This is a genomic window from Butyrivibrio sp. MC2021, assembly GCF_000621605.1.
Lineage (GTDB): Bacteria > Bacillota > Clostridia > Lachnospirales > Lachnospiraceae > Butyrivibrio.
The window spans coordinates 405,745-427,483 of the sequence record NZ_JHXX01000002.1 but is presented as its reverse complement, the minus strand read 5'-3'; the positions used below and the strand labels follow the sequence as shown (position 1 = coordinate 427,483).

Sequence of the window (21,739 nt, the reverse complement as noted above, 5' to 3'; positions counted from 1 at the left end):
ATATACAATCGGAAACTTACCTGTTAAGTATCCTTCCGATGGCATATACCACTGAATAAATATTATCGTAGAACTCAAATGCTACATGAGCCATAACAGAGATATAAATGTTCCTGGTCACCACATATGCAATTGTTACAGGAAGAGCCATCAGCACCCACTCAGCTATCCCCAATAGCCCGTGTGCTCTTGTAATGGCGCAAAGAAGAAGGCTCACCACTGTAAGTGCGAATACTCTCTTCTTGCTTCCGAATTTGATGATCGCTTTCCTGAAAAATAATTCCTCTGCAACAGGCTTCATGATTATCATCATGATGGCATAAAACACTGTGGGAATGATGTCATTATGAGTGATAATGCTGATGGTCCCGTCCTTAACCAGCGGGTAATTGGCCTGAATAATGTTATTCTTGATATGATTGGTAAGAAGTAATCCTGCAAAGGTGACAGCCACCGGTATCCAGAATCTGACGACTCTGGTCATGTTTTTACCAAGCTTACGAAATGAAAACTGTTTATAAAAGTAATAACAGTAAATAAGTAGTCCTGTGTAAAAAACGAAGTATAAATAAAAAGCCTGCTTCGGCAATAGAATGGTAGCAATAATAAATAGCAGTTCCCACGCAAACGGAATATACAAACGTTTCAAAACTGACTCCTTCATTATCTATAGTAATATACGACAAACGCCGTATTTATTATATATATGCAAATCTTTACGGTCAATAAGCTTTTACATATTTTACCTCTCATGCTAAAATGTGAAATTGATATAAGGAACAAAACGGAGAAATACAATGATTTTATCAGCAGTTAATATTACCAAATCCTTTGACGGAAAAGACATACTGAAAAATGCATCATTTCATATAGAAGCAGGGGAAAAGGCCGCCATTGTGGGCATTAACGGCGCCGGCAAAACCACCCTTATCAAGATTCTTATCGGTGAGCTTACTCCCGACGAAGGCGAGGTTACTTTTTCCAAGGGCCTTACCTACGGATATCTGGCCCAGAACCAGAATATCGACTCGGATAACACCATCTATGATGAACTCAAAGAGGTCAAAAGACATGTAATCGACCTTGAGCAGAATATCAGAGACGCCGAGGCCATGATGGATATCCTCTCCGGAGAAGAGCTTGAAAAACATATGGAAAATTATGCAAGAATGCATGATGAATTCCAGAGGCTTTCCGGCTATGCCTGGAAGAGCGAGATTACCGGCGTTGCCAGGGGCCTTGGCTTTACCGATGAAGAATTCGACAAGAGCATCTCTACCCTCTCCGGAGGCCAGAAAACAAGAGTTGCTCTGGGCAAGCTCCTTTTGCAGAGTCCCGATCTCATTATCCTGGACGAGCCCACCAACCATCTGGACATGAACTCCATCAGATGGCTTGAGAACTATCTTCTTAACTACAAGGGAGCGGTTCTTATCGTCTCCCATGACAGATATTTCCTGGATAAGATTGCCGGCAAGGTCATCGAGGTTGAGAACAAAAAGGTAACCTCCTTTACCGGCAATTATTCCGACTACGCCGCCAAGAAGGAGCAGCTCCGTGCCACAGAGTGGAGCGCCTACCTCAAACAGCAGCAGGAAATCAAGCATCAGGAAGAAGTCATCACCAAACTCAAGTCCTTTAACAGGGAGAAATCCATCAAACGTGCCGAGAGCCGTGAGAAGATGCTGGCCAAGATCGAGGTCCTTGATAAGCCCATAGATATCGACGATCGCATGAAGATCTCCCTGAAGCCCAACTGTGAAAGCGGCAATGATGTTCTGGAGGTCACCGGGCTTTCCAAGTCCTTTGGCAACGAGCACCTCTTTTCAGGCCTTGATTTTAATATCAAAAAGGGCGAGCATGTGGCTATCATCGGTGACAACGGCACCGGCAAGACCACTATCCTCAAGATCCTGAACGGCGTAGAAAAGATGGATGCGGGCCAGATCGAGCTGGGAACCAGAGTTCATATAGGTTACTACGACCAGGAGCATCACGTGCTCCACGATGAGAAGACTCTTTTTGAAGAGATCTCAGACGACTACCCTACTCTTAACAACACAGAGATCCGCAATACTCTTGCCGCCTTCCTTTTTACAGGAGACGACGTATTTAAGAGGATCGGGGACCTCTCCGGCGGAGAAAAGGGCCGCGTCAGTCTGGCCAAGCTCATGCTCTCCGATGCCAACTTCCTTATCCTGGACGAGCCCACCAACCATCTGGACATCACCAGCAAGGAGATACTGGAGACAGCCATAGCAGGCTATGAGGGCACAGTCCTCTACGTAAGCCATGACCGTTACTTCATCAACAAGACCGCAAGCCGCATCCTGGATCTTACCCACGGAAGACTTGTGAATTATATCGGTAACTACGACTACTACATAGAGCATGTGGATGAGCAGAATGCAAGATTGTTCGGCTCCTCCGTATCCTCTGTGGCAAGCCCCGCAGCATCAGGTAAAGATCTGGTAACTGATACAGGCTACAAATATCAGAATGCAGCTCCTGCAGACACCAGCGCCGCTACTGCTTCTTCAGACGCTTCCACCTCAGGAGCTCAGGACTGGAAGGCTCAGAAGGAGGCCCAGGCCAAGAAGCGCAAGCTTGAAGCAGCCCTGAAAAAATGCGAGGATGAAATCGCCAAACTTGAAGCCAGAGATGCAGAGATAAATGAAGCTCTGGCCGATCCTTCAATCGGAACAGACCTGGCCAAGCTCAGAAAACTGTCGGATGAACAGACAGAAATACAAGAAAAGCTCTCCGCACTCTATGATGAGTGGGAAAGCTTGTCGACTGAATAAATAGCAAATGGTGTAGATACTGAGGGACGGGGTTAGTGGTTCATTTTCGATGAAAATGACCCACTACCCCCGTCCCTTTTTGGTCCCTTTTGGGCTCACAGTTTCTCGTATGCTTCTGCGATAGCATCCAGGAACTCTTCACTTCCAAGCTTCACAGGATTGGGAAGTGTTGTGATAAGAGCAAGATCTCCTGTCATGCGGCCGGATTCGATAACTGAAAGTGTAGCCTTCTCAAGCTTGTCCGCAAAGGCTGAAAGCTCAGGAAGCTTATCCAGCTCTCCTCTCTTACGAAGAGCACCTGTCCAGGCAAAGATAGTTGCAACAGGATTGGTGGATGTGGGCTCGCCCTTAAGATATTTATAATAATGTCTCTGAACAGTTCCGTGGGCAGCCTCATACTCATATACTCCTGTGGGAGATACAAGAACTGAGGTCATCATAGCCAGTGAACCGAAGGCTGATGAAACCATGTCGCTCATAACATCGCCGTCGTAGTTCTTGCAGGCCCAGATAAATCCGCCCTTTGACTTCATAACACGGGCAACGGCGTCATCGATAAGGGTATAGAAGTAAGTGATACCTGCCTTCTCGAAGTCGGCCTTAAACTCTGTCTCAAATATCTCATCAAAGATCTCACGGAATCTTCTGTCGTAGGTCTTACTGATGGTATCCTTGGTTCCAAGCCAGAGCTCTTTTTTCTCAGCAAGGGCGTACTGGAAGCAGGCTCTTGCAAAGCTCTTGATGGATGAATCCTTATTGTGAACACCCTGGATAATACCGGGCTCGTCAAATTCGTGGATGGTCTCTCTGATCTCTTTGCCGTCAGCACCGGTGAATACCAGCTCTGCCTTGCCGGGACCGGGAACTCTGATCTCAACATTCTTGTAAACATCGCCGTAAGCGTGTCTTGCAAGAGTGATAGGTGCCTCCCAGGTCTTAACATTGGGCTCGATACCCTTGACCATGATAGGTGTACGGAATACAGTTCCGTCAAGAATAGCACGGATTGTGCCGTTGGGGCTCTTCCACATCTTCTTGAGCTTGTATTCCTCTACTCTCTCATTGTTGGGAGTAATGGTAGCGCACTTAACCGCAACACCATACTTGAGGGTAGCATTGGCACTGTCAACAGTAACCTGATCGTCGGTTTCATCTCTGTGCTTAAGACCTAAATCGTAGTACTCACTCTTAAGGTCAACATAGGGAAGAATAAGCTTGTCCTTGATCATCTGCCAAAGGACTCTTGTCATCTCATCCCCGTCCATCTCAACGATGGGTGTGGTCATCAAAATCTTACTCATACCTTTTACTCCTTTTTACTCAATATATAGCGATTATCAGTCGAACATTTCGAGAAGCCCCTTGTCGATCATGTTCTCGTAGGCATTGATCATGTGCTGATTAGCCAGTTCCTCTGCCTTGTCAGGGTTCTTTTCTCTTATGGCCTCCATAATAAACTTGTGCTCAACGTTGGAAACCGCACCACGGCTGCTGGAAAGAGTCTTCTGTCTCACTCTCCATACATACTGGTGATAGTCCTTCAAAAGATGCTCCAGCATCTTGGAATTGCATGACTCATAAAGGATGTTGTGGAATCTGTTGTCCAGCTCCGCCATCTGCTCCATGTGTCCTCTGGCAGCGTGAAATTCAGCGAGATAGATATTCTCCTCCATCTCCTCAAGCTGCTCCTTGGTAATATTATCGCAGGCCCATCTTGCGCACAGTCCCTCAAGCTTGGAACGGATCATGTAGATGTCCTCGATGTCCTTAACCTTGATTCCTGTAACATAGGCTCCGCGATTAGGAATAATCTGAATAAGACCCTCAAGCTCAAGCTGTCTGAATGCCTCTCTTACAGGGGTTCTGGATACTCCCAGCTCCTGTCCGATGGCTACCTCTTTGAGCTCCTCGTGGTCCTTGTACTTACCGTTAAGGATGTCCTCTCTGATTCTGTTAAAAACTCTTCCTCTAAGTGAATACTTGTCAGTTACTTCCTGCTTTACATCATTATTGTCCATATAAACCTCATTTTTTGGAGACCTCGAGAATCTCTCCTTCCTTAACAACTAGTCCTAAGCTCTCTGATACTCTGTCTATCTCTCTAACAAGCTCATTATCAGTCATAACGGTAACACGGCCGTTGGCATATTCCTGATCTACCCAGCTCTTGATCTGAGTAACTAAAGGAGATGTCTTGGAAAGTGCGTGCTCCTCTCTAAGCTTGTAGTGAACGTTGATCCAGTGTGCTATGCCGGCAAGACCTGAAGTATTGGAAACAGCACTTACCGGTGGCCTTCTAAGGAATTTCTCTGTATCAAATATATTGTAGATCTCCTCATTCTTAAGGAGTCCGTCTGCATGGATTCCGGCCCTTGTAACATTGAAATTCTTGCCCACAAAAGGAGTGTTGGCGGGAACCGTAAATCCAATCTCTTTCTCATAATACTCAGCAAGATCTGTGATAACCTGAGTATTCATACCGTTCAGTGTGCCCTTGAGCTGTGCATACTCAAATACCATAGCTTCAAGAGGCGTATTGCCTGTTCTCTCACCGATACCGAAAAGTGAAGTATTAACGGAAGAACAGCCATATATCCAGGCAGTGGTCGAATTGGTAACTGCCTTGTAAAAATCGTTGTGACCGTGCCATTCAATAAGCTCACTGGGAACACCGGCGTTGGTATTGATGGCATAAATGATCCCCTGAACACTGCGGGGAATAACGGCACCTGAGAAATTAACGCCGTATCCCATGGTGTCACAGGCACGAACCTTGATAGGGATCTTGTATTCATCCTTGAGCTTCATAAGCTCTACGCAGAAAGGAACGACAAAGCCGTAGATATCGGCTCTTGTGATATCCTCCAGATGACATCTGGGGCTGATTCCCTCCTCCAGACAGGAACGAACGATGCTCAGATAATGCTCCAGAGCCTGTCTTCTTGTCATCTTCAGCTTAAGGAAAATATGATAGTCGGAACAGCTGACAAGAATACCTGTCTCCTTCATTCCGATCTCCTTGACCAGCTTGAAGTCTTCTTCACTGGCTCTGATCCAGCTGGTTACCTCCGGGAACTCATATCCTCTCTCCATACACTTAAGGGCCGCATCGCGATCGCTCTTACTGTATAAAAAGAACTCACTCTGACGGATCATTCCGTTGGGACCGCCCAGTTCATGGAACATATCATAGATATGCACTATCTGATCCGTAGTATAAGGCGCTCTTGACTGCTGGCCATCACGGAAGGTAGTATCTGTGATCCATATATCCTTGGGCATGTTGTGGGGAACGATTCTGTCATTAAAGGGAATCTTGGGAACTTCCTCATAAGGGAACATATTTCTGAAGACATTGGGTTTGACTACATCATCAAGAATATACATGTGCTCTTCTATCTGAAGAAGATTATTCTTGTCATTCATAGTCACGGGTCTATTCTGAAACGTATTTGTATCCTGCATGTTACAAACCTCTCTGAAAATCCTATCAACACCACGAGTATAATTGTATACAATCATACCATTTGTGTCAAGGCGCTCTGTTATCACAAAATATGCCTCAAAAATAAAGCTGCTTACCTTTCAGTAAGCAGCTTTCAAGGATTGTATTCATTTTCTTTTAAAATTTACTCTTCCGGTTAAAGTATTTTCTCATCTCTTCTATCGGTTCAGGCTTGGCGTAGTGATAACCCTGAATGTAGTCGAAGCCTCTCTCCATACTGTACTGATTCTGGGATTCATCCTCAACACCTTCTACAAGAGTGACAAATCCGTTCTTTTTGAAAACTTCTATCATATAGGTCATGATGTCGTCCATTCGGTTATCGTCAAGGGACTTATATAAAAGAGATTTATCAAACTTAATGGTCTTAAAGGGGCAGTTGATAACCCTTTCAAGGGAGGAATAACCTGTTCCGAAATCATCCAGATAGAACTGAATTCCCGCCTTGGTGAGAACATTCATGTTTTCCTTTGCCATCTCGTAATTTTCAAACATGGCACTCTCAGTGATCTCCAGCCTTATCTTGGTGGTATCGATATCGTATTTTTCTATGATCTCAATGAGATCCGCATTCATATTTTCCTGGGAAAGCTCCTTGGATGAACAGTTGATGGAAATAGCATCAAAGTCATAATTCTCCGAAAGAAGCAACACAGCCTCACATACCTTGTTCAGGATAATGCAGGTAAGAGCATGTATACAGCCCGTACTCTCTGCGACGCTGATAAATCTGTCGGGAGAAACAAGCCTGTCGCCGATCTTTAGTCTCATAAGGGCTTCAGCTACCCTGAAACTGCCTGTATCAACACTGTAGATAGGCTGGGCATACACATGAACTCTGTCATCGTTTAGATCCAGTCTGTTCCTTATATCCTTAAGAGTCTCGGTTATCTCATAATTTTCAGCGAACTCATCATAATCCTCAGGCTTTGCCAAGTAGAAATGGCTGCTGTTCTGATCCTTGAACCTGTTTGACAGGAATTCAAAGAACTGTCTTACTTTGATGGGCTTTTCCAGTTCTTCCTTAACCTCGCCGTTGACCATGACGTAATTAAAGGGAATCTCCGCTGTAGCCCTTACATTATCAAAGATGCCCCTCAGCTGCTGGCAGTAATTATGATATTCTTCCTCCGACTCGATATCCAGGATGTTTACATATTTGTAATCAGACATCTTATACATTCGAATTTTGGGAGAAATAGCCTCAACAGCTCTGCAAACAGCGATTCCCTTAAGGATCAGATCACTGCCGTCATTGGAAACCGCTTCAACTCCGGGCAGAAAAATTAACAGGTAGGATATATAATACCTCTTTCTCCCGGTATTCTTGGAGACAAAGGCATCCAGCGCATAAACGCTCTGACATCCGGTTACCTCATCATAGGGAACACTGTGGAACATCAGATATCCCAGAGCGAATATGGGCACATAGGTCGTAGCTGAAAAAACAGTATGAGCCCTTCCCACTGTAACAATCTGTCCCACCAGCATAATGAGATCCATGGGTACAAAAAGGCATACCGCATGCCAGATAACTCTGGAGATATTCTTTCTGTTGGTAATACTGGCATTAAAGCATACAAGTGCGCATATGATACCTGCGCTGCAATAGAACCTGGTGAAATGGCTGATGTCGATGCCGTCAAGTTCCATGTGATACAGGCCTCTTGAAGCAATTTCTATGGCCACAGACATTAGATACAGGAAAGAAAGTACAATGTACATCAGCAAAAACTCTTTCCTCTGCTGTCGTCTTACTATGGACATCATGTTTACATAGGAAAAAATGTAATAGAGAATCCCGTTATACAAAAGCAGAAATACCAGAAGCTGCGCCATAAACAGATAACGGTTATAGAATTTATCAGGGTTATTGGCCACCATGATAATGGAAATCTGTACCAGTATTGAGAAAATAGACCAGATAATACCGTTGAATACGTATCTGTACACAAAAGTTCTCTTAGGCTTGGTGTAAAGCATTACAAAAAGCAGGAGCCCTGCCATCAGAAGTCCTGCAAATTCGCCTATGTAGTTATAATGTACAAATTCACCTATTTCCATAATTTTATATTATCACAAAACTAAATATCGTTAATTATTTTTTTATAAATTTTGTATAAGAAAAACCTCCCGGCTGTAATAACCGGGAGGTTGAAAACTATTATATTATTCCTCAGCATTGGCTGCAGCAACCTTATCGGCTCTGTCGGCAACTTCCTTGGCCTGAACATCTGAAGGAGCCTGTTCGTATCTTGCAAAAGTATATTCGAAATCGCCGCTTCCACCGGTCATGGAACGAAGTGTTGTGCAGTATCCGAAGAGTTCCATCATAGGAACCTCAGCCTCGATAACCTGCTTGCCTGTAAGAGAAGGATTCATTCCAAGAACACGTCCTCTTCTCTTATTAAGATCGCCCATTACGTCTCCGGTGAAGCTGTCCGGAACTGTAACCTTAAGAGAAACGATAGGCTCAAGGAGAACAGGGCCGGCTTCCATGAAGCCCTTCTTGAAGGCACCTGCTGCAGCAACCTTGAAGGCCATTTCGGATGAATCTACCGGGTGATAGGATCCGTCATAAAGAGTAGCCTTAACACCTACAACGGGATATGCTGCAAGAGGTCCTCTCTGAACCGATTCATTGATACCCTTCTCAACTGCAGGGAAGAAGTTCTTGGGAACCGCTCCGCCCACAACTACCTGATCAAATACATAAGGTGTTAAAGGATCTCCTGAAGGCTCAAAGCGCATCTTAACATGTCCGTACTGTCCGTGACCACCGGTCTGCTTCTTGTACTTGTACTCAACGTCAGAGTTCTTACGGATGGTCTCTCTGAAAGCTACCTTAGGCTTGGTAAGATCAATGTTTACCTTGTAAATGTTCTGAAGCTTACTCTGAATAACCTCAAGGTGCATATCGCCCATACCATAAAGAAGAGTCTGACGGTTCTCAGCATCGTTAACTGCCTTAAGGGTCTGATCCTCAGCTGAAAGCTTGGCCAGTGCCTGAGCAATCTTGTCAATATCAGCCTTGTTCTGAGCGTGATATCTCATGTAGGTATATGGCTGTGAAATATCCATCTTGGCATACTGTACAGGTGTGGCCTTGGTTGAAAGAGTGTCGCCTGTAGCAACATCAAGCTTCTGAAGAGCACCGAGGTCGCCGGCATGAAGCTCTGATACTTCTGTTGCCTTGTTGCCCTGGAGCACATAGAGCTTGCCGATCTTAACATCCTGATCCTTGCCTGCGATGTACATCTGATCATCGGGCTTAAGAACACCGGAACGAACCTTGATAAGTGAGTACTTTCCGATGAAAGGATCTATCATTGTCTTGAATACGAAAGCTGTCTTAGGCTTAGCGAAATCAAAGTCAGCTTCGAAGATCTCATTGGTGTTGGTGTTGATACCAGCCATCTTGCGGTTCTCAGGGCTGGGCATATATTTAACAATATCATCAAGGAGTGTGTAGATACCCTGACAGAGTGTGCTGGATCCCATCTCGATAGGAACGATGGTGCCGTCGCATACGTTGGAGCGAACAGCTGCTCTGATCTCAGCCTCTGAGAATGTATCTCCTCCAAAGTATCTGTCCATAAACTCTTCTGAAGTCTCTGCTACAGACTCAATAAGAGTATCGCGGAAAAGCTTAAGGTTGGCCTGATTGTACTCAGGAATAGGCATCTCAACAACTTCCTTGCCCTGCCACTTAAAGCCCTTCTCCTGGATTACGTTTACATATCCGATAAACTTCTCATTCTCACGGATAGGAAGATTGAAAGGAGCCATCTTCTTACCATACTTATCGGTAAGATCCTGGACTACCTGTCTGTAGGAAACATCATCAATATCCATGTCCGATACAAAGAACATACGAGGAATCTTATATTTCTCACAAAGGTCCCATGCCTTCTCTGTTCCTACTTCGATTCCTGCTTTTCCCGATACTACTATGATAGCAGCATCGGCTACGCTGATAGCCTCTTCAACCTCACCGACAAAATCGAAAAAGCCCGGTGTGTCGAGAAGATTGATCTTGTGTCCCTCCCACTCAAGCGGTATGGTTGCTGTGCTGATGGAAATATGTCTCTTCTGCTCTTCCTTATCGAAATCGCTGATAGTATTTCCGTCTTCTACTTTCCCCATTCTGGATGTAATACCTGCCAGGTAAGCCATTGCCTCAGAGAGACTTGTCTTACCGGCACCGCCATGTCCGAGCAGTACGACGTTTCTAATCTTGTCAGTTGTATAAACGTTCATATCTTTGGTCCTCCAGTTGCAATATTTTGGGTATTATTCATGAGATATGAAGTTTTCCCCCAAAAATCTCATAAGAACATTTTACTAAAAAGCCTGTACTAAAACAAGTATTTTAGACGTTTTGCACAAGCATTTTTACACTACATCTAGTGGTTCCTAAGATTACGGTATATCGATAATTACAGTAATGACTGAAGATCTTTGAAAAAGCTTGGATATGAAATGCCAACGCATCTGTCGTCCACAATTCTGGTGGTTCCCTCCGCAGCCAGCGCAGCTATGGCAAAGCTCATGGCAAGGCGGTGATCATTGTAGGACTTGATATCAGCGCCATGAAGGGACTTTCCTCCGTGGATGATCATTCCGTCCTCGGTGGCCTCAATATCGCAGCCCATGGCCTGAAGGTTCTCAACTACGCTGTCAATTCTGTTGGACTCTTTTACCCTGAGCTCCGCAGCATCCTTGATGACAGTATCAAAATTAGCACATGCTGCCACAACAGCCACCACAGGAAGTTCATCTATCATTGTGGGAATATCCTTGCCTCCGATCTCAAATTTTCCGTTGGCCCCTGCTGTAAGCTCGCTGTATTTTACAAGAATGTCAGCCTTGGGTTCCTGAGAGTCATCATAGTTAAGCAGTGTTATGTCGGCTCCCATCTGCTTCAACACTCTGATTATGCCGTCTCTTGTGCTGTTTACCCCGATATTCCTTATAAGGAGCTCGGATCCGGGCACCACAAGGGCTGCGGCAATAAAGTATGCGGCTGAGGAAATATCTCCGGGAACATTGATCCTGATTCCCTTGAGGGGCATTCCGGGATGAAGTATTGCAGCGGCGCTGCCGTCCCTGGCCACCTCGTTATGAATATCCACACCGAAGGCGGAAAGCATTATCTCAGTGTGATTTCTGGAAAGAGCAGGCTCATAGACCACAGTATCCCCTTCTGCATAGAGTCCTGCCAGGAGTGTTGCGGACTTGACCTGTGCAGAGGCTATGGGACTCCTGTAATTGATTCCACGAAGCTTCTTGCCTCCTGCAATATGAAGAGGACAGCAGTCATTTCCCATAACGGATGAGATGTCGGCTCCCATCTGGGAAAGGGGCTTGATTATCCTGTTCATGGGTCTTTTTTCGATTGAGGCATCTCCGGTGATATTGCAGTCGAAGTCCTGGGCCACCAGTATTCCGGACATAAGTCTTGTGGTGGTTCCGCTGTTACCGGTATAAAGAGTTCCCTTGGGGGCACTGAGTCCCTTGAGCCCCTTGCCGTGCACGGTTATAACAGGCACACCGTTGGAAGGTCTCATGGAGTGATCGATGATTATCCCCATCTTCCTGAAACAGTCGATGGTGGAAAGGCAGTCAGCGCTCTCCAAAAAGCCTGTGATTTCCGTTGTTCCGTTGGCAATTGCCCCGAACATGATACTTCTGTGAGATATTGATTTATCTCCGGGTACAAAAACATCACCCTTCAAAGGCCGTGAAGCCTTCTCCAATGCAATCATGTAAAGCCTCCTGTAAAATCAGTGATTGGTGTATATGTTGTACTCATTGTCCCTTAAGAGCTCTATGGCTCTGTCGAGGCCCGCTCTGTCATGAAGCTCGATCCTGAGTGTTCCTCTCTCGTACTCTCTGTTATGGACAATGCCTATGTTCTTGATATTGATATCATTGTCGGATAAAAGCGTGGCCACCTTGGCAAGTCGGCCCGGCTGGTCATCGATCTCAACCCTGACAACAAAGGATGTTCTGATGGGTCCGCTGGAGGTCTCAATAAAGGACTCCCTGTAGCTGCGGGCCGAGGAAAAGAATTCCATGAGCTTGTCCTTGTCGTGCTCATCTATAGCCAGCTTGATATCATAGAGTGAATCTATGTATTTGCCCAAAAGTTCGGACACGTTGTCAGAGTTGGTCATGCATATCTGCTGCCACATAACCGGTGAGGATGAGGATATCCTGGTAATATCCTTGAAACCTCCCGCCGCAATGGTCTTCATGAGCTCATCCTCTGAATCATTGTCGTGAACAAGATTCACCAATGAAGCGGATATAACATGGGGCACATGGGATATGGCCGCGGTGATATAGTCATGCTGTGCATAGGGCACCACCAGGGGAATCGCCCCTATCATCCGGACCAGATCATAGTACCTGGCCAGTCTGTCCTCCCGGGTGGAATCCGTCTTGGTCAGGATATAATATGCATTCTTGAGGATCTCTGATTTGGAATTGTTAAAACCGATCCTCTCGGTTCCCGCCATGGGATGGCCTCCGATAAATCTGTCCTCCAGCCCGAGTCTTTTTACCACCTCATGAATGCTGTTCTTGACACTGCCGATATCTGTAATGGTTGTCTTCTCCGAGAGATAAGGAACCAGCTTCTCAAGGTTCTCATTGTTTATCTCCACGGGAGCACAAAGAAAAATATAATCACATTTATTAAATGCCTCTCCTATCTCATAAAGAGGCTCGTCCACTATTCCTTCCGCATGGGCTGTGTCCACTGTCTCCCTGTGAGGAGTGTAGGCTATTATCACTGAATCAGGCTCATTCTTCCTGATCGCTCTTGCTATAGAGCCTCCGATAAGCCCCAGTCCAACAAAGCCGTATATATCGCCGTTCATCTATGTATAACCCCCAAAAGCCAGTATTAGTCTAATTCATCAAAATATACTATAGCACTTTAAAGTGCAAAAATCAAACCGGAGAAAAAACATAAAAATAAAAGTCCGGCTCTGCATCTAAGCTTGAGCCGGACTGTATCATTTTTTAGTTATTTAATTACTGATTTATGCCATATTCTTCCAGGTTTCCTTAACCTTCTCATAACTGGCAACATCCCCGATATCATAGCGCTTTCCGGGCATCACATAGGCATACATGTCCTTTTTGCCTGAAAGCCATGCCGCGAAGCTGCCGGGGGCATCATAGCCGCAGCCCTCTAAAAGTGCTTCCCCGATCCTCTTTATATCTTGGGATTTGTAAAAATAAAAGGGCGGAACAGCCAGATTGCCCTTGGGCTCCTTTGGCTTTTCCTCATAGGATGTGATCCTGCAGTCCTCATCCACTGTGATAACCGCAGTCTTCTGAAGAGCCTGCAGTCTGTCCTCGTCATGACACATCACGCAGGAGGAATCCTTTTCCCTTGCAAAAGAAACAAAGCCCTTCAGTGAAAAATCAAGAAGGTTGTCCCCTGCCATAACAAGGCAGTCATCATTTATCTCCAGAGTATTAAGGGCAAACTCTATGTCCTTAACTGCTCCAAGTCTTGTCTCGTTTGATGAGGTTCCGTCGTCAAGAACCGTTATCTTGGGGCTCTTTTTCTCTGCCCATTCCCTGAAGATGTCATAGAACTTGTGATTACTGATGACCACAAAGCTCTCGATCTCGCTGTCTATATCATCGATGAGCCAGTCCAGGATAGGCTTTCCGTTTACATCCAGTAAGGGCTTTGGAAAGTTCTCCGTAAGGGGATATAATCTTGTGGCATATCCAGCTGCCAGTATTATGCATTTCATAGTCTTACTCCGTCGGCAGTGTCACATAAGTGGAAGGAATACTTTCCTTCAAGTGCCGGAAACTCCTTTAAATATTTGGTTGATACATTGTGCTCTATCTCTTCTGCCTTGTCCGGATCTATAAGAGCCATACAGCAGCCCTTGAAGCCTGCGCCGCTGAATCTTCCGCCGTAGATACCGGAAGTATCCGTCAGAATATTGTAAAGGCTGATAAGCTCGGGGCATCCGCATTCATAGTTCTCAACGGAGCTCTTTCCGCTTTCAAAAACATAGGAACCGTACCTGGACAGATTTCCCTCTCTCCAGGCTGCAACGCCCTTGTTTACTCTGTCCATCTCAGTATAAAAATGCTCTGCTCTCTTCCGGAAATTCTCGGGGAGCCTGTCTGCATATTCCAGATAAACCTCCCTTGGAACATCCCTGAGCCTAGCATCCTCAAATTTACCGTAGTCCAGGCCCGCATAAGCCATAAGACTGTAGGCCGCAGCCTTACATTCATCAGCCCTGAGGTTGTACTTGCTGTTACTCAAAGATCTGTCCAGTCCGCTGAAGAACACTCCGATCTTGAAGGGCTGCATCATGGCTTTTTTACCGATGATCTCATAGCTGTCATCCTTGCAATCCAGATATAAAAGGGCGTCCTTCTTGCAAAGTATCTCGCAGCTCTGATCCAGCTTGCCGCAGTTGACTCCAACGTAGCGGTTCTCAGCTTCCTTGGCCATCATAATGGTTTCCCACTCACCGAGGTTGATGCCGTTGGCTGTTGCCAGCGCCGATAAAAAGGCGATAATGACTGATGCTGAGGAACTAAGTCCCCCTATGGGAAGTGTCCCTTCTATAACCGCAGATATGCCGTTTTTGAGCATATACTTCTCTCCCAGAGCCTTGGCCGCACCTCTAAGGTGGTCAGCCCAGTCTCCCTCCTTGAATTCCGGTACAGAGGCCACATGGAACTGAGCCCTCTTTTCAAAATTCACCGACTGAAGCTCAACAACACCGTTGTGCTTGACGGAATAGGCAATATAGATTCCCTTATCAATGGCAAAGCCGTTGATCTTGCCGTTCTGATGGTCTACATGGGCACCCAGGGGAGAAATTCTATATGGGCAAAAAGATAGAGCCTCCGGGTCTTTGTGATAGAACTGTCTGTATATTTCTTCGCACTTCATAGAGGCTCCTTTAGGTTTTATTTATTTACTTCTTCCAGAGTATCCTTGACGGTCTCATAAACCTCGATACGCATCTTGTCCGCATCGGGCATTCCGATAAAGATAGCACCGTAATTGTAGGTATTCTCCAGTTTGGCCGCTCTTACGATCTGAACGAACACATGGAGAACCTCCTTGGTCCAGATAGTCAGGTTCGCTTCATAGTTGTCACCGATCACCAGCTGATTGTCTGTGTTAAAGCCGATGCCGTCCCTAGAACAGTCGTGGATATCGATTTTGGCGGTCTTGACCTGTCCGTCGCCGCCGAGCTGATTAAGTATGAGTTCACCGGTCAGCTCCAGTCTCTTGCTCTTTCTTCTCTCTTCCATCTGCTTGTCCCCCGAAAGAAACGATTTATCAGTTACTATTAAATTGTAACAAAGCAATCACTTTTTGTAAAACAAGCAGGCATCTCCAAAGGAGAAAAATCTGTATTTTTCTTTGATAGCCTCTTCGTAGGCCGCCAGAACATGCTCTCTTCCTGCAAGAGCAGCCACCAGCATAACCAGTGTCGACTCCGGAAGATGGAAGTTGGTAATAAGATTATCCATTACCTTGAACTTGTATCCGGGATAGATAAAGATCGATGTATCTCCGCTGCAGGCTGTGAGCTTTCCGTTTTCATCGGCAGCGCTCTCAATGGTTCTGCAGCTGGTGGTTCCCACACAGATAACCTTGTGTCCTGTCTCTTTTGCCCTGTTGATCTTATCCGCAGCCTCCTGAGTAACCTGATACCACTCGGTGTGCATATGGTGTTCCTTCACATTGTCAACCTTAACCGGTCTGAAGGTTCCAAGTCCCACATGGAGGGTTACATAGGCAAGATCCACGCCCTTTTGCTGAATCCTGTCAAGGAGTTCCTCAGTAAAATGAAGTCCGGCGGTAGGTGCTGCTGCCGAGCCCTCATACTTGGCGTAAACCGTCTGATACATGTTCTTATCCTGAAGCTTGTGGGTAATATAAGGCGGAAGGGGCATCTCTCCAAGCTTATCAAGGACCTCTTCCCAGATTCCGTCGTAATAGAACTTAACAAGACGGTTTCCCTCATCCACAACGTCCAGGATCTCTGCCTTAAGAATACCGTCACCAAAAGTCACTCTGGCTCCGGGTCTGAGCTTCTTACCGGGCTTAACAAGGGTTTCCCAGACATCGGCTTCTTTTCTCTTAAGAAGCAGGATCTCCACGGCCGCGCCGGTCTCCTCCTTCTGTCCAAGAAGTCTTGCGGGAATAACCTTGGTGTTGTTAAGCACAAGGCAGTCTCCGGGTTCAATATAATCAATAATCTCATTAAAGGTATGGTGACTGGTCTCACCTGTTTCCTTATCCACCACAAGAAGTCTGCATTCATCCCTCTTTTCCATAGGATCCTGCGCAATCAGTTCCTGGGGAAGGTCAAAGTAATAATCCGAGGTGGATAAACCAATTTCTATATTTTCACTCATTCTAATCTCTCACTTATAACTGCTAAAGCTCTTTCTGACAAAAGCATAAAGATCCAGGTTGATCCTGAAAAGAAGCATCCTGAGTTTGCCTCCAAAGCCCAAATGACGGGACAGTCTCTTTGCAATGTCACAATAGGTCTTGTAGTCCTGTTTGATGGCCTGAACACACTCCTCATCCTTAAGAACTCCCTTAAGGTCGATAATGGTCCTGGAGCCCACTCCGAATTTGTGAAGGGCGATGTCGTAAAATCCCTGATCCATAAGATAATCGATGACCACCGCTATTCCCTCGGGGTGATAAAGATGCCTTCTTGTAAACATTCCGGTTCTTGTAATGCTGTTGGCAGAAAAGACCTGATTATAAACAACCTTATCGGTGTAATACATTTTCTTCGTTTTTTCCATAAGAGCGGGAAAAACGAACTGATCCTCGCTTTTATCAATATCCGCAGGGAATCTTATTCCATCCCAGATACTCTTTTTGTAAAGCTTGGCCCAGGAAACCATGAGAACATGGGTGGTTCCTGAATAAAAAAGCATTTCACAGGTCTCTCTTTTTGAAAGGATCTTATTTGAATACTTGGCAGGAAGCTCGATCACTTCCTGAAACTCTCCGTCGTCGTTGTAGCAGGCATAATTGCCCATTACGCAATCGGCATCGTGCTCCTTGTGGAGCTCATACAGAGTCTTAAGACTGTCCTTGGGGAGGAAGTCATCGCTGTCCAGGAAAAAGATGAACTCTCCCTTTGCCATATCTATAGCCACATTTCTGGCTACGCTGATGCCCTGGTTCTTCTGATGGACCACTGTTATGCAGTCATTGTCCCGGGCATACTCATCGCAGATCTCTCCGGAACCGTCAGTACTGCCGTCGTCCACGATGATAAATTCCAGATTCACATCCTGAGAAAGCACGCTGTCTATGCATTTTCTTAAGTATTGCTCCCTGTTGTACACAGAGAGCAATACAGAAATAAGTTCATTATTCATTTCTGAAATCTATGTTCTGAAGGAAGGATACATATCCTCTCTTAGCTTCGAACAGATCTGCCTTACTGATAGCTTCCCAAGGAGCATGCATGTTAAGAACCGCTACACCTGCATCGATAACGTTCATTCCGTAGAGTGCAAGGATATAAGCGATGGTTCCGCCGCCGCCCACATCAACCTTACCAAGCTCTGCAGTCTGGTAAACGATACCGTCCTGATCGAAGGCTCTTCTGATCTCAGCGATGAACTCTGCGTTGGCATCGTTGGATCCGGACTTTCCTCTTGAACCTGTGAACTTGGAGAATACAAGGCCCTGGCCAAGGAAGGAAGCGTTCTTTTTCTCGAAGCATGAAGCATATGTAGGATCAAAGCCTGCGTTAACGTCAGAAGAAAGCATACAGGAATTAGCCAGACATCTTCTGAGAGCCAGGTCGTTGTAGCCCTCCTTTGTGAGGTTCATAAGCTCTGCAAGAGCGTTCTCAAAGAATCTGGATCTCATACCTGTAGCGCCTACGCTGCCGATCTCCTCCTTGTCAACAAGGATGCAGCAGCCGGTTCTCTTAAGGTTCTTAGCCTCCAAAAGAGCGCGCATCGAAGGGAATGCACATACTCTGTCGTCATGGCCATAGCCAAGGATCATGGATCTGTCAAAGCCTGCATCTCTTGATTTTCCTGCAGGAACGATCTCAAGCTCAGCAGAGATGAAATCCTCTTCCTCAACGCCGTAAAGATCATGAAGAATAGCGAGGATACCGCGTCTAACAGCTCCTGATACCTTGCCGGACTCAGCCTTCTCTTCCTTCTCAGCCTTAAGGGCATACTTCTCACCCTCTGAAAGCTTGGCATTTTCCTTTTCAGCCTTCTCTTTTTCCTTGCTCTCGATAACGAAAGGTCTGTTGCCTACGATAAGGTCAAGGGCCTCGCCGCTAACAACCTCAGAAGCCTTCTTGGACATCTGATCCTGAGCCAGGTGAATAAGAAGATCTGATACGAAGAATACAGGATCATCCTCATCCTCACCTACGTTGAGCTGAACTGTGGTGCCGTCCTTTTTAACGAATACTCCGTGGATGGCAAGAGGCATAGCAACATACTGATACTTCTTGATTCCGCCGTAGTAATGTGTGTCAAGATAAGCGAAGCCGCCGTCCTCGTAAAGAGGGTTCTGCTTAACATCAAGTCTTGGAGAATCGATATGTGCTCCGAGGATGTTAAGGCCTGCCTCAAGAGGCTCAGAGCCCAGCTGGAACATAGCGATTGACTTGTTCATCCATACTGAATAAACCTTGTCGCCCTTCTTAAGCTTGGTCCCCCCACCGATGAGAGTATTGAGCTCTCTGTAGCCTGCAGCCTCGATCTCGTTAACAATCTCGTCGATGGCTTCACGCTCTGTCTTGGAGTTGTCCAAGAACTTCTTATAGTCTTCTGCGAACTTGTCACAAGCCTTGAGCTGTGCCTGTGAATATGTAGTCCATACATTTTTTCTGTTCATATGTAAAAGCTCCTTTCTGGAAATAAAATAGCCATTGCTCTATTTGTAAGCAATGGCTATTATAACACCTGTTTTGTTTCTAATCAAATCAGCTGCGAATCTCGATACCCATTGTAAACTGAAGCTTTCTGAGCATCTTGTCTATATATCTGCTGATAGCGTCATCTGTAAGCTCTTCATCCTTGGGAGTGAAGGTAATTGTATATGCCATACTCTTCTTGGTAGGAGGAATAGGAACTCCCTCGTATACGTCAAAGAGTTTAACATCTGTCACAAACTTGCAGGAGCCGTAGATGGCATCCTCAACCTCGCCGCAGGTAACTGTCTTGTCCATGATAAGAGCAAGGTCACGCTTAACGGTGGCAAACTTGGAAAGTGGCTGGAAGGTAGGTGTCTTTCCATACCATTTTTCAAGAACAGAAAGGTCGATCTCGCAGATATATGCAGGAATTCTCATATCTGTGTCATCCTGGATCTCATAGGTGATCTGTCCGAGATATCCAACCTCTTCGCCCTCGCAGAGGATCTTGGCTGCTCTGTAAGGATGTAAGAAGGTCTTGGTTGTTGTCTCATACTTGAAGCTCAAATGAAGTGCTGCTGCCACATTCTCTGCAAGGCCCTTCAATGTGAAGATGTCCTCTCCATCACCGAAGATACCGATGCAAAGAGTTGCCTTCTCCTCAGGATACTCAGTAAGAGGAAGTGACTTGGGAACAAATCTGTTACCTACTTCAAAAAGTCTTCCCTCAAGGGTTCCCTTCTTCTGGTTTCTTGCAATGGCATGGATCATCTGGGCTGCAAGAGTTGTTCTCATAAGAGAAAGGTCCTCATTGATAGGATTAAGGATCCTGATGGCATTTCTCTCAGGAGCATCCTCAGGGAATCTCAGGAGGTCAAGGTCACTGGGCGAGAAGAATGAATAGTGCATTCCCTCATATGCTCCCTGTGAGCAAAGAGCTCTCTTGATTCTAAGCTCTGTCTTCTGCTTAAGATTTCTTCCGCCCATGGTTACGTTGGCATTCTTAAGGAATGTGGGCTGAACGTGATCATATCCATACATACGGATAAGTTCTTCCGCAATATCAGGATAGTTCTCCATATCCTCACGGTATGCAGGGATCTTGATTGTAAGCTCATCTCCGTTAATTACAGGCTCGAAGTTAAGGTTGGTAAGGATTCTCTTGATCTCATCCTCGGGAACCTCAATACCGAGAACGCCGTTTACCTTCTTGATGGAAGCCTTCATTTCCTTCTTCTCAAGGCTGTTTCCTGTATTAACATCCACATGGGTCTTGGAAACCTTACCTGCTCCAAGCTCCTCGATAAGGTGAAGGGCTCTCTTCATGGCGATAACTGTTGTGTACTCGTAAACACCCTTGGAGAAAGCAGCTGATGAGTCAGAGGACTGGCCCAGAGCTCTTGAGCTCTTACGGATGTTGTCACGCATGAACTTGGCAGCTTCGAAGGTAACTGTAGTTGTTGTATCACGGATCTCAGAGTTTAGACCTCCCATGATACCTGCAAGAGCTACAGGCTTCTTGCCGTCGCAGATAACAAGGTTATCTGTGGTAAGCTCGAACTCGTTCTCATCGAGAGTTGTGATCTTCTCTCCTGCCTTGGCACGTCTTACAACGATCTTGTTGTCCTCAAGGAACTGTCCGTCAAAAGCGTGCATGGGCTGTCCGAGCTCTCTCATAATATAGTTGGTGATATCAACAATGTTGTTGATGGCATTGTTGCCCACCATGGCAAGTCTTCTCTTCATCCAAAGAGGGCTCTCACCGAGTTTTACATCATATACATAATGTCCGATATATCTTGGGCAGAGATCGGGATCTTCTACTGTTACGCCAAAGCCTTCGTTCTCTACATCAGTTTCTGTGTAGCTTAAGTCAATCTCTTTTAATGGCTTGTCAAGAGCTGCCGCAACCTCTCTTGCAAGGCCGTAAATGCTCTGACAGTCAGGTCTGTTAGCTGTGATGGAAACATCAAAGATCCACTCATCAAGACCAAGAAGAGGCTTAACATCAGCGCCAACCTCTGTGTCCTCAGGGAAAACAAGAAGTCCGTTGTAGCCTGCACCGGGATACATATCCTCTGAGACGCCAAGCTCAACGCCTGAGCAGAGCATACCCTCTGAATCATAGCCGCGAAGCTTGCCCTTCTTGATAGTTGCAACACCAACAACTGTCACATGATCCTTGGCAGTCTCGATAACTGTAGCGCCTACAAGAGCAAGCGGATACTTGCCACCGGCCTTAACATTATCAGCGCCGCAGCAAACCTGGAATGTGCCATGTTCACCGGCATTTACTGTACATACATGAAGATGTGTATCGGGAATAGCTTCACAGGTAAGGACCTCACCAACTACTACATTGGAAATATCCTTGCCCACTTCCCAGCACTCTTCTACTTCAAAACCGCAGTCAAAGAGCTTTTTCTCAAGTTCCTTGGGTTCAATATCTATATCAACAAAATCTTTAAGCCAACTTAAAGGTACCAGCATCGTAATTT

General features: G+C 45.8%; 16 protein-coding genes. 1 reads left to right on the top strand and 15 read right to left on the bottom strand.

Annotated features, from left to right (window positions below):
• Positions 1-16 precede the first annotated feature (16 nt).
• A complete protein-coding gene (locus T359_RS0107790; protein ID WP_026516984.1) occupies positions 17-484 on the bottom strand; it encodes a CPBP family intramembrane glutamic endopeptidase in 468 nt (155 codons plus the stop codon).
• Positions 485-797: 313 nt separating this feature from the next.
• Here T359_RS0107790 and T359_RS0107785 point away from each other — a divergent pair, with 313 nt between their 5' ends.
• Positions 798-2,804: an ABC-F family ATP-binding cassette domain-containing protein gene (locus T359_RS0107785; protein WP_026516983.1), complete on the top strand. Its 2,007-nt coding sequence runs from the start codon at positions 798-800 to the stop codon at positions 2,802-2,804.
• A gap of 95 nt (positions 2,805-2,899) precedes the next feature.
• On the opposite strand, the gene T359_RS0107780 is transcribed toward T359_RS0107785, so the two are convergent.
• The 14 genes from T359_RS0107780 to pheT form a co-directional block, all read right to left on the bottom strand.
• Positions 2,900-4,105 (bottom strand): NADP-dependent isocitrate dehydrogenase, encoded by a 1,206-nt coding sequence (locus T359_RS0107780; RefSeq protein ID WP_026516982.1) that lies wholly within the window; start codon positions 4,103-4,105, stop codon positions 2,900-2,902.
• 36 nt (positions 4,106-4,141) lie between these two features.
• Entirely contained in the window at positions 4,142-4,822 is a 681-nt protein-coding gene (locus T359_RS0107775; protein WP_026516981.1) for a GntR family transcriptional regulator, read from the bottom strand.
• A gap of 7 nt (positions 4,823-4,829) precedes the next feature.
• Complete coding sequence (locus tag T359_RS0107770) at positions 4,830-6,269, bottom strand: 2-isopropylmalate synthase (RefSeq protein WP_035783944.1); 1,440 nt, start codon at positions 6,267-6,269, stop codon at positions 4,830-4,832.
• 157 nt (positions 6,270-6,426) lie between these two features.
• Positions 6,427-8,373, bottom strand: a complete 1,947-nt coding sequence (locus T359_RS21470) for an EAL domain-containing protein (protein ID WP_026516979.1) — start codon at positions 8,371-8,373, stop codon at positions 6,427-6,429.
• A 105-nt stretch (positions 8,374-8,478) separates the two neighbouring features.
• Complete coding sequence (locus T359_RS0107760) at positions 8,479-10,569, bottom strand: elongation factor G (RefSeq protein ID WP_026516978.1); 2,091 nt, start codon at positions 10,567-10,569, stop codon at positions 8,479-8,481.
• 179 nt (positions 10,570-10,748) lie between these two features.
• Positions 10,749-12,077, bottom strand: coding sequence for a 3-phosphoshikimate 1-carboxyvinyltransferase (gene aroA / locus T359_RS0107755; protein ID WP_035783942.1), 1,329 nt, complete (start codon positions 12,075-12,077; stop codon positions 10,749-10,751).
• 18 nt (positions 12,078-12,095) lie between these two features.
• Positions 12,096-13,196, bottom strand: a complete 1,101-nt coding sequence (locus T359_RS0107750; RefSeq protein ID WP_026516976.1) for a prephenate dehydrogenase — start codon at positions 13,194-13,196, stop codon at positions 12,096-12,098.
• A gap of 165 nt (positions 13,197-13,361) precedes the next feature.
• Complete coding sequence (locus tag T359_RS0107745; protein ID WP_026516975.1) at positions 13,362-14,090, bottom strand: nucleotidyltransferase family protein; 729 nt, start codon at positions 14,088-14,090, stop codon at positions 13,362-13,364.
• Positions 14,087-15,259 (bottom strand): GHMP family kinase ATP-binding protein, encoded by a 1,173-nt coding sequence (locus T359_RS0107740; protein ID WP_026516974.1) that lies wholly within the window; start codon positions 15,257-15,259, stop codon positions 14,087-14,089. Before T359_RS0107740 ends, T359_RS0107745 begins: the two co-directional genes overlap by 4 nt.
• Before the next feature lie 17 nt (positions 15,260-15,276).
• Positions 15,277-15,627, bottom strand: a complete 351-nt coding sequence (locus T359_RS19730) for a PilZ domain-containing protein (protein WP_051545114.1) — start codon at positions 15,625-15,627, stop codon at positions 15,277-15,279.
• Positions 15,628-15,684: 57 nt separating this feature from the next.
• On the bottom strand, positions 15,685-16,740 hold the full coding sequence (gene queA, locus T359_RS0107730; protein WP_026516973.1) for a tRNA preQ1(34) S-adenosylmethionine ribosyltransferase-isomerase QueA: 1,056 nt from the start codon (positions 16,738-16,740) through the stop codon (positions 15,685-15,687).
• A gap of 9 nt (positions 16,741-16,749) precedes the next feature.
• Positions 16,750-17,730, bottom strand: coding sequence for a glycosyltransferase family 2 protein (locus tag T359_RS19725; RefSeq protein ID WP_051545111.1), 981 nt, complete (start codon positions 17,728-17,730; stop codon positions 16,750-16,752).
• The gene (locus T359_RS0107720) at positions 17,723-19,222 is read right to left on the bottom strand and encodes an aminopeptidase (protein ID WP_026516972.1); all 1,500 of its coding nucleotides are present in this window, start codon (positions 19,220-19,222) and stop codon (positions 17,723-17,725) included. The genes T359_RS19725 and T359_RS0107720 overlap by 8 nt, the downstream gene beginning before the upstream one ends.
• An 88-nt stretch (positions 19,223-19,310) precedes the next feature.
• The gene (gene pheT, locus T359_RS0107715) at positions 19,311-21,731 is read right to left on the bottom strand and encodes a phenylalanine--tRNA ligase subunit beta (protein WP_026516971.1); all 2,421 of its coding nucleotides are present in this window, start codon (positions 21,729-21,731) and stop codon (positions 19,311-19,313) included.
• Between the last annotated feature and the right edge of the window lie 8 nt (positions 21,732-21,739).

Bases quoted from the DNA above. Each gene is read 5' to 3' on its own strand.
- T359_RS19725 (WP_051545111.1), bottom strand. From the start codon at position 17,730: ATGAATAATGAACTTATTTCTGTATTGCTCTCTGTGTACAACAGGGAG.
- T359_RS0107785 (WP_026516983.1), top strand. From the start codon at position 798: ATGATTTTATCAGCAGTTAATATTACCAAATCCTTTGACGGAAAAGAC.
- T359_RS21470 (WP_026516979.1), bottom strand. From the start codon at position 8,373: ATGGAAATAGGTGAATTTGTACATTATAACTACATAGGCGAATTTGCA.
- T359_RS0107760 (WP_026516978.1), bottom strand. From the start codon at position 10,569: ATGAACGTTTATACAACTGACAAGATTAGAAACGTCGTACTGCTCGGA.
- T359_RS0107770 (WP_035783944.1), bottom strand. From the start codon at position 6,269: ATGCAGGATACAAATACGTTTCAGAATAGACCCGTGACTATGAATGAC.
- aroA (WP_035783942.1), bottom strand. From the start codon at position 12,077: ATGATTGCATTGGAGAAGGCTTCACGGCCTTTGAAGGGTGATGTTTTT.
- T359_RS0107740 (WP_026516974.1), bottom strand. From the start codon at position 15,259: ATGAAGTGCGAAGAAATATACAGACAGTTCTATCACAAAGACCCGGAG.
- T359_RS0107745 (WP_026516975.1), bottom strand. From the start codon at position 14,090: ATGAAATGCATAATACTGGCAGCTGGATATGCCACAAGATTATATCCC.
- T359_RS19730 (WP_051545114.1), bottom strand. From the start codon at position 15,627: ATGGAAGAGAGAAGAAAGAGCAAGAGACTGGAGCTGACCGGTGAACTC.
- queA (WP_026516973.1), bottom strand. From the start codon at position 16,740: ATGAGTGAAAATATAGAAATTGGTTTATCCACCTCGGATTATTACTTT.
- T359_RS0107780 (WP_026516982.1), bottom strand. From the start codon at position 4,105: ATGAGTAAGATTTTGATGACCACACCCATCGTTGAGATGGACGGGGAT.
- T359_RS0107775 (WP_026516981.1), bottom strand. From the start codon at position 4,822: ATGGACAATAATGATGTAAAGCAGGAAGTAACTGACAAGTATTCACTT.
- T359_RS0107750 (WP_026516976.1), bottom strand. From the start codon at position 13,196: ATGAACGGCGATATATACGGCTTTGTTGGACTGGGGCTTATCGGAGGC.
- pheT (WP_026516971.1), bottom strand. From the start codon at position 21,731: ATGCTGGTACCTTTAAGTTGGCTTAAAGATTTTGTTGATATAGATATT.
- T359_RS0107790 (WP_026516984.1), bottom strand. From the start codon at position 484: ATGACCAGAGTCGTCAGATTCTGGATACCGGTGGCTGTCACCTTTGCA.
- T359_RS0107720 (WP_026516972.1), bottom strand. From the start codon at position 19,222: ATGAACAGAAAAAATGTATGGACTACATATTCACAGGCACAGCTCAAG.